This is a genomic window from Nonomuraea sp. LPB2021202275-12-8 (assembly GCF_037044575.1).
In the GTDB taxonomy this organism is placed as follows: domain Bacteria; phylum Actinomycetota; class Actinomycetes; order Streptosporangiales; family Streptosporangiaceae; genus Nonomuraea.
In genome coordinates this window covers 1-12,469 of the sequence record NZ_JBAHWD010000073.1, presented here as the reverse complement: position 1 = coordinate 12,469, position 12,469 = coordinate 1, and the positions used below count along the sequence as shown (strand labels likewise).

The window sequence follows — 12,469 nt, the reverse complement described above, 5'->3', positions numbered from 1 at the left end:
GGTGAGCAGTTGAGTGCTCGGGCGGACAGCTGGATCTGGTCGGTGCGGCTGACCAGGACCCATTCGATCGCGTCTGACGCCTGCCGGGGCGGTCACGTTGTCCGGGTCAACGGGGTGCGGGTCAAGCCCGCGCACGTCGTCCGGTCGGTGATGAGGTCCGGCTGCGGCACGAGGGGCGCGAACGCATCGTGGTCGTCTCGCGGATCATCACCAAGCGTGTCGGCGCAGCCGTGGCCGCCGAATGCTACGTCGACAAGAGCCCGCCACCTCCTCCGCGCGAGGAGACTGTAACGGTGGCCGTCCGGGCTCGCGGCGCGGGTCGCCCCACCAAACGCGAACGCCGCAGCATCGACAAGCTGCTCAGACGCCCGGCGGTGGAGGGGCGGGGCGCCGGGCTCGCCCCGGAGTGAACGGTCATGCTCGCATCGAACTCGATGCGCGACTCTCCCGCAGCCACCTCACCGGCTCTCCCGCAGCCACCTCACCGGCGCTGTTCTCTGCCGGTCTTCTGGCCGCCAGGAACAACGCCGCCGAACTGGTACTGACGGTGTCGCTGGAGCGTTCGAGTCCCAGGTAGGCCAAGTTTCAACGCTGGAGAAGTAGTGGACCCAGCTTCGTCCCGCCGTGAGCATGCGCCGCGAAAGCGCCGGACGCATCTGCACGAAGTGGAGCCGGGACCGAATGCGGGCCATTGACACAGGAAGGCTTTCCAGAGCGTCCGCGGCACAGTCACCTACCTCGGCGTGTCTGCGCTCGCCCACGAGATCGTGAACGCTTCCACACAAGGCGGGATTTGCGCCACCATAAATCGCATCGTCCCGACGAAGGAGGCTGCTTGGGTCGTTTTCGCCTGTGCGGGGTGCGGCACCGTGATGACCGCGAGGGTGGCGCGGGTGGCGCTTCCCGACCACTCTGGCCAGAAGTACGGCCATGGCCTGCTCCCCGGTCTTCTGGAGCCAGGAACATACGCGGTGGACCCTGGAGACGGCCGGCCTTGGCAACCATTGAAGCCCGAGCCGGAAGAGCATGGCGTCCGACTGCTGACGTACTGCATCATGGGCCCCCCGAACAGGATCGCGATCGTGCCGGGCGACGTCCGCGGAACCGTCTTCATCCCGGAGCGGTTAGGCGGCTGCTGTTGCGGCTGGGACGGCCAGTACGGTCTCAACCTCGCGTGCGCGGAGTGCGGCTGCCCGGTGGCGACCCGCGTCGACGACTGCGGGTTCTGGCAGGTGGTGTGGCTGGAACCGGACTCCGTGCGCCCCGTCGCCGTCGATGGCCCCGTCCAGCGGGTGATGAACTGGGAGGAACTGCCGAGCACGCCGCCCGTTGATCAGCGTGGTTTCTGGAGCCCCAGATGGGAGGCCGCGGTCGCGGTGGCACTGGCGCACCTGCTGGCAGTATCGGGTGGTAAGCGGGTGTCCGTCCCTGAGGGGCCTGTCGCAGAGGCGTTTCGCCGGGCGATCGACAGTCTGCTCCCCCCCGGGGCCGCCGGAACGACACCTCGTCCTGGCCGGGCCCGGCCTGTCCGCCGCCATCACGGACATCGCCCTGGTGCCACGGCATCCGCAGACCGGTGAGGTGTGGCCGTGCGACGCAGGAGCGGTGGTGCCGCTGGCCGCGGACGTGTGGACGTACATGGCCTGCAACGATGATCGGCGGCTCGTGCCGGCGGCGTACGGGATGCCTGCCGACGTTCGCCGTGATGACCCACCCCCGCTGCTGCCGCACACTCTTTTCCGATGGACGGGTATTTCTCAGCACGCTAGCCTCGGGCTTTCACGGCGAATTTCGCCGAGCTTGATCGTTCATATAAGAAAAGTGCCTTTGAACTGGGAGGATGGGGCTTGTCGAGAGTCCTGTCCACGCCAGATCAGAAGGCACTTTCCAAGTGAAGAATATCGTCTCCCGCGGCAAGATCACCGCATCTGCTGATGGTGCTGGGCTCGTCTCTCATTCGGGTGCGCTGCTGCTCCTGCACACGCTGCGTGTCACCGGCCTGGACGCGGCCCTGTCCACCAGCCTGCAACGCTGGCGCTCCTCACGCGCGGTGCACGATCCCGGCAAGATCGTGGCCGATCTGGCCGTCAGTCTCGCCCTGGGCGGTGACTGCCTGGCCGACGTCGCACTGCTGCGCGCCCAACCCGAACTATTCGGCCCGGTCGCTTCCGACCCGACCGTCTCTCGCCTGATCACCCGGCTCGCCCGCGAGGAGACCAAGGCGATCAAAGCCATCCGCGCCGCCCGAGCCGCCGCCCGCGAACGGGCCTGGAAGCTGGCCGGGCCCGCAGCACCCGGCGCCGACGGCGAGCTGATCCCCATCGACCTGGACGCCACCATCGTCATCGCCCACTCCGACAAGGAACAGGCCGCTCCAACCTGGAAGAAGACCTTCGGCCACCACCCCATGACCGCCTTCGCCGACCACGGCGCCGCCGGCACCGCGAAGCCCTGGCCCTCGACCTGCGTCCCGGCAACGCCGGCTCCAACACCGCCGACGACCACATCACTACCACCCGCCACGCCCTGGCCCAACTGCCCAAACACCTGCGCCGCCAGGTACTGATCCGCACCGACTCCGGTGGCGGCACCCACGACCTATCCTGGCTGACCACGCCGGGCAGGCGGCTGCCCTACTCCATCGGCTTCACCATCACCCTCGACATCCAGCAAGCAATCCTGCGCCTGCCCGACAGCGCCTACACCCCCGCCTACGACGCCGACGGCCAGCTCCGAGCCGGCGCCTGGGTCGCCGAAATCACCGGCGTGCTGGAGCTGACCGGCCGGCCCAAGGGCATGCGCGTCATCATCCGCAAAGAACGCCCGCATCCCGGCGCACAACTGCGCTTCACCGACCTCGACGGGCACCGCTTCACCTGCTTCGTCACCAACACCCGCGGCGGGCAACTCGCCGACCTGGAGCTGCGTCATCGACGCCGGGCCCGCGCCGAAGACCGCATCCGCTGCGCCAAAGACACCGGCCTGCGCAACCTGCCCCTGCACCATGCGGCCCACAACCAGATCTGGGCCGAACTGGTCGCCCTGGCCTGTGACCTGCTCGCCTGGATGCAACTACTCGCCCTGCACGGCACGGCCGCCCGCCGCTACGAACCCAAACGCCTGCGACTACGCCTGTTCGCCGTCGCCGGACGCTTGATCCGCGGCGGCCGGCGCCGACACCTGCGCCTGACCGCCCGATGGCCCTGGGCCCATCAGGTCATAACCGCCCTGGACCGGCTGCAAGCCCTGCCCGCCCCGACCTGACCCGCCGCCCACCACTCCTACAACGAAGAAAGGACGACCGCGGGCCCGTGGACCCCCGCTCACCCGACGCGACAGCCGGGCCACCACGCTGATCACCACGCGAAATCAACCCTCAGCCGAACGCCTCAGCCGACCACACGAAGATCATGAAAGATCGAGGCTAGAGCGGCTGGCGGCGGTTCGGCAGCCATGGTTGCGCCGCATCTATGACCGGGTGAAAGACCGCCCGTACACGGACCCGTTCTCATAGACGTCAGGCCTCGAACCCGGGCGCATGCGCCGCGAGAAGGGCAGGCGGCAACCAAGTCGTACTCTTCGCACAAGGGCTCTTTGTCGACTGGACGCGTCCGAATCAACTATCCAGCGCTTTGATGAGCCGAGAAAGAAGCTTTTCACTCCCCCGGCTCCAGAACATCTTGGTCATGATAATGACGACCCCTATCAAGCCGTCGGCCATTGACCTGTGAACGATGAGCAGTGGCCGTAAACCCACGCGGGCGCGCTCCTGGGCCTATGATTGGGGTCAACAAGTGGTGCTCCTGAGGGGGATGCGCCCGTTGGTGCGTCTCGCGGGAGACACATGGAGCACGACGTTGATGTCGAGGGACTTTCGATCGAATTGCCTTCGCGATGGTCCGATTCGATCAGAGTTGACAAGAACACCGCACGCCAGCTCCTTTTTCCACCGCGCAAGGCCCGTCTTGTCAATGAAAACGAGTCAGTATGGGCTGTCGCGGAGGACCAGCGTTGGCCTGTCGTCAAAGGATCCGCCCCAGAATTCGTGCACCTCGTGCGGGAAAAGGAACGGTTCGCCTGGGGCGGCCCCGCCGCGGCCCACGCTCCAGCCGAAGCATGGGCATCTCTCGAGGGAGCCTTTCGCCTTCCCGGGCTTGACGCGCAGAGCCCTCGAGGGTTGCGTGCCCCCCAGACCGGCGCCCTCTTGGCGGTCTTTGCCCACTGGACCACCGGCAGCCACCACCCTGCGACAGTCGTGATGCCCACCGGCACCGGCAAAACCGACACCATGGTGGCGATCTATGCGGCCGCGCGCCCGGAGCGCCTGCTGGTCCTCGTACCGTCCGACGTGCTGCGCAGTCAGACCGCGGGCAAGTTCGAGACCCTTGGCATCCTGCCGGAACTGGGTATCGTCACCGGTCCCTTCAAACGCCCTGTGGTGGGCCGAGTGGAGCACCGCTTCGAGTCCGACGACAGCGCGCGCTCCTTTGCGCAGACGTGCAACGTGGTGGTCACCACTCCCGCTGCGCTGTCGGGCTTCCCCGAAGACGTCCGGACAGCCTTCCTGGCGGAGTTCAGTCACCTGTTCATCGACGAGGCACACCATGTGGCGGCCAGAACCTGGAGCGAGATCCGCGACGCCTTCGAAGGCCGGCCCGTCGTCCAGTTCACCGCCACCCCCTTCAGGACGGACGGGCGCCCACTCGGCGGGCGGGTGGTTTACGCCTTCCCGCTTCGCGAAGCGCAGGCTCAGGGATACTTCGCCGGCATTGACTACATCTCCGTACTGAGCTTCGACGACCCGGACAGAGACATCGCCGAACGCGCCCTGTCGTGCTTGCACACCGACCTCGACAACGGCCACGATCACCTCCTCATGGCACGGACCAGCTCGATCAACCGAGCCAACGAACTGCTGAGCCTGTACGAGGAGCTCGCTCCGGAGCTCAGTCCCATGGTCATCCACAGCAAGCTCAGCGGCAGGAAAGCCAAGGCCGCCCTCGACGCACTGGATCGACGCGAGTCCCGTGTGATCATCTGCGTGGGGATGCTGGGAGGAGGTTTCGACCTGCCGCAGCTCAAGGTCGCGGCTCTCCACGACACGCACAAGAGCCTCGGCATCACGCTTCAGTTCATCGGACGCTTCGCCCGCGTGTCCTCAACCACGGTGGGCAACGCCACTGTCGTGGCATCGCGATCCGACGCCCCCTTCGACGAGCACCTTCGCCAGCTCTATGCCGAAGACGCCGACTGGAACCTCATCGTCCGTGACCTCTCCCAGCGGGCCGTTGGCGAACAGGAGGACGTCAGTGACTTCGAGGCCGCCTTCGGCTCCGGGCCAGAAGAGGTGTCCATCAAGTCGGTGCTGCCGAAGATGAGCGCGGTGGTGTACAGAACCGGCTGCCAGGACTGGACCCCGACGAACGTCTACCAAGTCTTCCCCGAAGAGAACCTGCTCACCTATCCCATCGCCGTCAACAGACGCGACCGTGTGCTCTGGTTCGTCACCGAGGAACAGTCCCCCGTCCAATGGGGCCTGCTTCCTGCCGTGGAAGAAGTCATCCACCACCTCTACGTCATGTACTGGGACGACGTCCACGACCTGCTGTACATCAAACCTCGGTTATTCAGCCGGTAATTCACTCTGAAGATCGATAACTGAAGAAGGTGCCTCCGACCTGCGATGATCTGACTGCTTAGATCACGAACATCGCACAGAACGGACGCACCTTCCGGGTGAACGCTACGGCATGGGACCGCCGCTTGTCTGTCCGCGGGGACGGCAAGGGGCTTATCGGGCACGCGGGAGCCGTGCTCTTGCGTAAATGCGCTGATCAGACAGGGTTGACCGGAGCACTCGGCGGGGTGTTCGCCCGGCTGGGCGGCTCGCCGGTATGGGACCGGGGCGTGGTGCTCGTCCAGCTCGCGATGGCGATCACGCTGGGCGCGACCAGCATGCGGCAGATCTCCCTGCTGGCTCACCACGAGCAGTTGTTCGGCACCCCTGCCTCAGCTCCACCATCCGCCGGGCGCTGGAGCCGATCGGTGCATCGGAGCCGCTGCGGGCCAGACTCGCCCGAGCTCGTGCCCGGGTGCGGCGGCATGTGTGGGAGCTGATCGCCGCCACCGAGACGGGATTCCCCTGGCTGGAGGTGGCCGGGAAGGTGCTGACCGGGTGGATCGTGCTCGATCTGGACGCCACGCTGATAGCCGCCCACTCCAACAAACAGGGCGCCTCGGCCACGTTCAAGAAGGGCTGGGGCTTCCACCCGCTGGCCGCCTGGTGCGCCAACACCCATGAGTGCCTGGCGATGCTGCTGCGCACCGGCTCCGCCGGCTCCAACACCGTCACCGACCACGTGCAGGTCCTCACCGAAGCCATCAGACAGATTCCCGACGGCTTCCGGGCAAAGATCTGGATCCGGATCGACGGCGCGGGTGCCACCCACGACCTGGTCGAGCACATGAAGGGCTTGAACACCACCCGGCGCACTGTCCGCTTCACCGTCGGCTGGAAGATCACCGAAACGGATGAGAGTGCGATCGCCAAGCTGCCCGCCACAGCCTGGCAGAGCGCCATCCGCCAGGACGGCGAGCTCCACCCGCACGCGCAGGTGGCCGAGCTCACCGGCCTGGACGAGCGCGCCACATCGTGGGCTGTCCGCCTGCTGGTCCGCCGCGTGCGGCCCTCGGCCCGCGACACGGCGCAGCTCACCGACCTGGAGAAGAAGACCGGCTGGAAATACGCGATCACCGCCACCAAACCTCGGCCCTCGCGGCCTGCGCAGCGTCCCCGGCAGCCACCAGCTCGCCTTCATCGATGCTGCCCACCGTGATCACGCCGAGGTCGAGGACCGAGTGCGCACCAACAAGGCGATGGGGTTACGCAACCGGCCGTCCAAGACATGGAACGTCAACGTCGGCTGGGTGCTGACGGCCAACCTCGCCGCCGACCTGGATGCCTGGATCCGGCTGCTGGGCCTGCACGATGACGCCGAATTGGTCCGAGCCGAACCGCAGACCATGCGCTACTGCCTGTGGCACCTGCCCGCCCGGCTGGTCTCCCACGCCCGCCAGCGAGTCCTGAAGATCAGCACCACGTGGCCATGGACAAGCGCGCTCCTCATCTGCTGGCAGCGCCCATGCGCTCTGCCAGCACTGAGCTGACCAGCACGAACACGCCTGACAACCCAATAAGAGAGGTCACGCCGAACCCCGGCGGCCCGTGGAAACCGCCGCCCATCCGAACGCCTCGGAAGGCGGCGCCAGCCCGCAGAACACGAGAAAATGGATGATCAGGCGAAAACCGCCGCCGAGACGCCCGGTTCAGCCGACACGTACTCCGCATGAGTCATCGAGGTCAGACGGTCGGGCAGGTCGCCCACTTGCGACCGGCCGTACGAACTTCGATCACGCCTTCCCCCCCTCGCCGTACAAATACGGGTCCAAATCGACTGGCCTGGCTTCTTCCGGACACGATGACGTATAAAAATTCATGGCGATGACGACGCGTAACGGGTCTGAGATAAGCGGGCGGACATAATGCGGATTCCAGCGACCATCGAACAAAACCAACTTCCCCGATTCGGGTCTGATAATCGAGCAGTATCGATCCACCTCCTCCGGGCTGTTCACGTCGAACGAGTTCGACACCACCAATTCCCCGCCCGAGCCCCTTGGATGGTCAGTGACGAATAGCAAGCCCTCTATGGGATTCGTGTCAACATGGCATTCATATCGGCCCCCATTGTCATGTGCAACGTTTAGAACTGCTGCATGACGGACTTCACGCGCACAAATAGCTACCTCGCCCGAAACCTCCTCCGCCAAGGCCCTGAACAAGCCTGTATACAGGTCAGAAACCCAGGCGTGGCGCCCTGCAACGACATCTCCCGATACCCCGTGAATTGGCAATGGTTCCGGATAGAGACCCTCGCGCGAGGAACTGTGTAAGCCCGATAGAATTCGAATACGACTAAAGTTTTTTGCAGATTCCGAGATGTCACGCCGCCAACCGCTCGGCAATAATTGCTCGACATCAAAGGTCATCCAGCGGAAGAGATGAGCGCCAGGACTCAGTCGATGACGGGATTGATCACTTTTCGTCATGATGCCACCGCCCGTTGTGGTTTAGGATCTAGCCGTTCGGAGAGAACCGAGGTATCATTATCTCCTACCTTGCCGACTGTATCAATGGGTAATTTCCCTGGAAAGGTCGGTTTCACAGCATGCGGTGGTTACCGTCACGAATGCGCGGATGGAGTCTCCTCGCAGGAGCCCTGATCCTCGGCACCTTCGCCAGCTTCATCTCAGCCCAATGGGTCGGAAAACCGATAGCCTTCGCTGTTGCATCAGTGCTGACTGTCGGGGCGGCCGTGACCCTTTCGCTAGGGCAGGCGTGGATACGATCTTCAAGGGAGCGGAACGAGTTGCTGATGCAACAACTGTTGGCAGTCCACGAACATGGAAAGCCCTATAGGCTCAGAGAACTGATCGACCCGGTCTCGCTGCGAGTCCATCCGGCGATCACACAGCGTAACGCCGGCGAGACCGCGAGCCAGGCGAGGCGAACCCCTGCCTATGTTCCTCGAGATGCGGATGAGGAATTGCGGAGACTGCTCACGCAAGACCGATTCGTCCTAGTGGTCGGGGAATCCACCGCCGGAAAGAGCCGTTCTGCTTATGAGGCGGTTCGGGCCCTGTATCCTGACCATTACCTCATCGCACCGATAGATAGAAAGTCACTACACGCGTGCATGCCTGTGATCCTCGAGCACCAGCGCTCGGTTTTGTGGCTGGATGACTTGGAACGCTTTCTTGGGACTGAAGGATTGACGGTCTCCTTCATCAACAGGATTTTGGGCGCAACAAAGCATCGTGCAATTATCGTTGCGACTCTCCGAACCTCAGAACATGACCGATATAGTCTTCGCGCAGAATCTGAGCTTGTCGGTAATGAACGCGAGTCTTGGTATGCTGCTAGAGATGCCATCGCTCTGGCCACAACCGTCGAACTGCGACGACTATGGAGCCGTTCTGAGCTGCAGCAAGCACAGATGTTCGCCGACGACGAGCGGATCCATTCCGCTCTACGACTAGCAGATCGGTTCGGCGTTGCGGAGATACTCGCTGCCGCCCCAGAACTGGTGCACGACTGGAGTAATGCATGGAGGCCTGGGGCTCACCCGCGCGGTGCTGCACTCGTGGCAGCGGCGGTTGATTGCCGTCGGGCGGGCGTACACGAACCTGTGGCGTACGAACTGCTGTCTCGCTTGGCCGAAAAGTACATTGAATTGCGGGGTGGCGCCCTACTACGGCCAGAGAGTGAAGAGGACGCACTTGACTGGGCGACATCGTTGAGTAACGGCGCCAGTAGTTTGCTAATGCCTACCAGCCGCTCCAATCAATATATTGCTTTTGACTATCTGATTGATCTACCTAGCGAGTTCGGTGTTCCAGATTTTGTTTGGCATGAGCTACTTGCGGAGGCGTCATCCGCTGAAGCATTCAACATTGGCGAGTCAGCGTTCTACAGATTTCGATATGACATCGCCGTGAAGGCCTACCGCAAAGCCGTTGAAGGGCAAGTCCCGCGCTCTGACGTCGCCTTGGCGTCTGCAATTGGCGAAGTCGGGGATCCCGAAACAGCGGTACGGATGCTTGGAGAGGTCATCGCCAGGTGGGCGAAGGCCGGACCAGTAGATGCGGAGGCCGCGTTTCGAGTGCGACACCAGTATGCGTATTACTCAGCATGCGCTGGAAATTTGCGGGATGCAGTAGCCATGTTCCGACTTCTTGCCGACGATCAAGCCAGGATTTTGGGTCCCTTCCACCAAGACACCCTCGCCTCACGCCACCGCCATGCCTTCTACACTGCTGAAGCCGGCGAGAACGCGGAAGCGGTGGACCTCTTCTCAAAACTTCTGCAAGACCAGTCAGAGCACCTTGGCCCCTCGCACCCAGACACGTTTGCTACACGACACGAACTGGGCTACAGCTTGGGTCGAGCGGGAAGTGTCGGACGTGCGGTGGAAACGTTGACAGAACTGCTTGCAGATCGTCGACGCGTATTCGGCAACGACGACCCGCGGACTTACCAGACGCGTCACGTCCTCAGTAGATTTGTCGGATGGGGCGGCAAACCAGAAATAGCCGCCGACATGTTTGGCCAACTCGCTGATGATTGGGAGCTCTTGCTCGGCTCTGGGCACCAGCATGTTCTCCTAGCCAAGTATGAACAGATATACTTCCTGGCGCAGGCAGGCCGGACTGAAGAAGCGGCGGAACTACTCAGTGAGTTCTTCTCAGCAAGAGACCGCTCTCAAAATTTCAATGGGTCACCCGAGAGACTCGCCGACGATTTCCTCAACAATATCGTTTTCGGCTGGCCGCCTCATGCTCGATATCCGCGGCAAGAATTCATTGGCGCCGCAATCATTTGTGCGGCTCTTCTTGGTCAGGAGAATCGCTACGTAGGAGCAATCGATACTCGTCTGCGTCAGCGTCTTACAGCATCGTAGCCTCGCCAACGCTAGGACATATCGCACAGTGACATGCCCCGCGTGTGTTGTCGGCTCCCGCGAGACGATGTGGTCTTGAGCTTGTGGGCCGAGTCCGACACCTCATAATTCTCTATGACGGCCTAGGCTTTGACATGTCCTCTTTCGCGGTGCGAACCAATGTTGCGAGTGAGTCGATTGCATCGCTAACGGGGAAGCCTTGCAGCTCCAAACTCTCCATCATGTACGGTAGATAACTGGCGCTCACGCCACCATCAACGCGTAGAATCGATCCATTTTGAAATGGCGCGTCAATCAAGAACGCGACAGCCTTCGCCACATCATCAGGCGTTCCGATCACCTGAGAAGGTGTCAAGGCGTTTCCGAGGGCCACGACGCCGCCGGCAGCTGCTCCCGCATTGGGCGGAATCCAGCCCGGCGCAATGCCATTCACGCGAATTCCTTTTGAAGGGCCCAACACGTTGGCGAGAGACTTAGTTAGGTTGTCCACTGCTGCCTTACTGGCATTGTAAGAGATCGTGGCGAAGGCTCCTTCTTGTCCAGCGACACTGGTCACATTGATGATGACCCCGCCAGGCTTCACACTCTCTTTGAGTCCCAGGCAGACTGCAGCAATGGAAGTGACATTGTACTGCAAAACACGATTGAATTCCTTGAACGAGAAATCGGCACTCTCATCGCGCAAGGATCCATCATCAGCGAAGGCGATAGTACCGGCGCAGTTCACTATTACGTCGAAAATTTCGGATTCCAGGCGTGAGATCAGCTCAGCAATGCTGGCCTCTGAGGTGAAGTCAACGCTCTCAAAGCTTACCGGAGTAAATTCGGTGTGCGCACCATCAAACTGCTCGCGCTCTTCTTTGCCCGCGTCGTATTTTCCCTCTGAGGTCGCGAAGACTTTGAAACTAGACCGCAATAGGCTCTCGCAGATACCTACCGCAATGGCACTGGAATCCATCCCTGTCACAAGTGCAGTTTTACTCATCTCGTGGTCTCCTCGTAGTCATTGTTGCTTGTTTCAAGCGCCGAGTTGACAGACGTCATGTCCATGATGCAAACATTGTGCATAGCTGAAAGCATGGGGCCGCGATCGTTCGGCAGTGACAGACAGCGACATGGTGCCAGCTACCCTCGGAGGGTAGACTACTCCCTGGGGTGGGGTACCGGTCAACCGTGAATCGCGGCAATCCGGGCTGGCCGGAGGCAAGAGGTACGACTGCTTAAACAAGGATTCGATACGGCAGGCGGGCATGGGCGTCTCATTGCGTTACACATGGCCCCCAGAGATCTATGTGGCAAGGGTGTCGGAGGGAGGCAGACGTGCCCACTGTGAGCATGAAGGCCGGTCCGGAACTATCCACAGCGGTATTGCATGGATTGCTGCGCTTACGAAGCGACGTGTTCATCGTTGAGCAGGGCATCATCTATGCCGATATAGATGGTAAGGACCTGCGGTCTTCGACAACTCATTTCTGGGTCTCAGAGGACGGCGATATTGCCTCGTGCTTGCGCGTAGTACCGGAAGGATCTGGGGCGCGGGTCGGGCGAGTCTGTACCCGACATTCTCGTCGGCGACTAGGCTACGGTATTGCTCTGCTGAAATCGGCTGTGCAAGAGTACGGCGGGGCGCCACTAATACTAGATGGGCAATTGGCCGTTGTAGATTTCTACAGGGCAGCAGGGTTTGTGCCTGCTGGCCCTGAATTCATAGATGACGGGATTCCTCACGTACCCATGCGTTGGGAGGGTCGTGCAGGCATGCGATAATGGATGTTGGTCATCCGAGGTTCTCCCTTACGACGGCCACCGACGGTGTGTAGTCAGGGGCTCGCGTTCGGCGGCGTTTAGCGCTTCTCGAACCCAACTGAGCAGTTCATTCCGATACTGAAGTGGCACTTGTAGAATTTATGCTAGCTTTGCTGCCCTTCGCACGGTGAGGCCGTGGTTAG

At 62.2% G+C, this 12,469-nt stretch carries 9 protein-coding genes and 2 pseudogenes; 9 read left to right on the top strand and 2 right to left on the bottom strand.

Annotated elements, in window-relative coordinates; all coding sequences use genetic code 11:
- Positions 1–9: 9 nt before the first annotated feature.
- The 7 genes and pseudogenes from V5E28_RS48170 (at position 10) to V5E28_RS48140 (ending at position 7,167) form a co-directional block, all read left to right on the top strand.
- Positions 10–410 (top strand): annotated as a pseudogene (locus tag V5E28_RS48170) (RNA-binding S4 domain-containing protein).
- Positions 411–743: 333 nt separating this feature from the next.
- Positions 744–1,580, top strand: a complete 837-nt coding sequence (locus V5E28_RS48165; RefSeq protein WP_336217037.1) for a hypothetical protein — start codon at positions 744–746, stop codon at positions 1,578–1,580.
- Between the two features lie 260 nt (positions 1,581–1,840).
- A pseudogene (locus tag V5E28_RS48160) lies at positions 1,841–3,264 on the top strand (IS1380 family transposase).
- Between the two features lie 580 nt (positions 3,265–3,844).
- The gene (locus V5E28_RS48155) at positions 3,845–5,638 is read left to right on the top strand and encodes a DEAD/DEAH box helicase (protein WP_336217036.1); all 1,794 of its coding nucleotides are present in this window, start codon (positions 3,845–3,847) and stop codon (positions 5,636–5,638) included.
- 206 nt (positions 5,639–5,844) lie between these two features.
- Positions 5,845–6,117: a hypothetical protein gene (locus tag V5E28_RS48150; protein WP_336217035.1), complete on the top strand. Its 273-nt coding sequence runs from the start codon at positions 5,845–5,847 to the stop codon at positions 6,115–6,117.
- Positions 6,093–6,836 (top strand): transposase, encoded by a 744-nt coding sequence (locus V5E28_RS48145; RefSeq protein WP_336217034.1) that lies wholly within the window; start codon positions 6,093–6,095, stop codon positions 6,834–6,836. The genes V5E28_RS48150 and V5E28_RS48145 overlap by 25 nt, the downstream gene beginning before the upstream one ends.
- 22 nt (positions 6,837–6,858) lie before the next feature.
- Positions 6,859–7,167 (top strand): transposase, encoded by a 309-nt coding sequence (locus tag V5E28_RS48140; protein WP_336217033.1) that lies wholly within the window; start codon positions 6,859–6,861, stop codon positions 7,165–7,167.
- Between the two features lie 243 nt (positions 7,168–7,410).
- On the opposite strand, the gene V5E28_RS48135 is transcribed toward V5E28_RS48140, so the two are convergent.
- Positions 7,411–8,049: a 2OG-Fe(II) oxygenase gene (locus V5E28_RS48135; protein ID WP_336217032.1), complete on the bottom strand. Its 639-nt coding sequence runs from the start codon at positions 8,047–8,049 to the stop codon at positions 7,411–7,413.
- A 386-nt stretch (positions 8,050–8,435) separates the two neighbouring features.
- On the opposite strand from V5E28_RS48135, the gene V5E28_RS48130 reads away from it, so the two are divergent.
- Complete coding sequence (locus V5E28_RS48130; protein ID WP_336217031.1) at positions 8,436–10,520, top strand: tetratricopeptide repeat protein; 2,085 nt, start codon at positions 8,436–8,438, stop codon at positions 10,518–10,520.
- Positions 10,521–10,632: 112 nt separating this feature from the next.
- Here the strand turns inward: V5E28_RS48130 and V5E28_RS48125 are convergent, their stop codons facing one another.
- Complete coding sequence (locus V5E28_RS48125) at positions 10,633–11,505, bottom strand: SDR family NAD(P)-dependent oxidoreductase (RefSeq protein ID WP_336217030.1); 873 nt, start codon at positions 11,503–11,505, stop codon at positions 10,633–10,635.
- A 305-nt stretch (positions 11,506–11,810) separates the two neighbouring features.
- Between V5E28_RS48125 and V5E28_RS49985 the strand changes: the two genes are divergently transcribed.
- Positions 11,811–12,287 (top strand): GNAT family N-acetyltransferase, encoded by a 477-nt coding sequence (locus V5E28_RS49985; protein WP_442946008.1) that lies wholly within the window; start codon positions 11,811–11,813, stop codon positions 12,285–12,287.
- Positions 12,288–12,469 lie beyond the last annotated feature (182 nt).

What these genes read in the sequence shown, in the direction of transcription:
- V5E28_RS48155 (WP_336217036.1), top strand. Translation starts at nt 3,845, where the DNA reads ATGGAGCACGACGTTGATGTCGAGGGACTTTCGATCGAATTGCCTTCG.
- V5E28_RS48135 (WP_336217032.1), bottom strand. Translation starts at nt 8,049, where the DNA reads ATGACCTTTGATGTCGAGCAATTATTGCCGAGCGGTTGGCGGCGTGAC.
- V5E28_RS48130 (WP_336217031.1), top strand. Translation starts at nt 8,436, where the DNA reads ATGCAACAACTGTTGGCAGTCCACGAACATGGAAAGCCCTATAGGCTC.
- V5E28_RS48125 (WP_336217030.1), bottom strand. Translation starts at nt 11,505, where the DNA reads ATGAGTAAAACTGCACTTGTGACAGGGATGGATTCCAGTGCCATTGCG.
- V5E28_RS49985 (WP_442946008.1), top strand. Translation starts at nt 11,811, where the DNA reads ATGTGGCAAGGGTGTCGGAGGGAGGCAGACGTGCCCACTGTGAGCATG.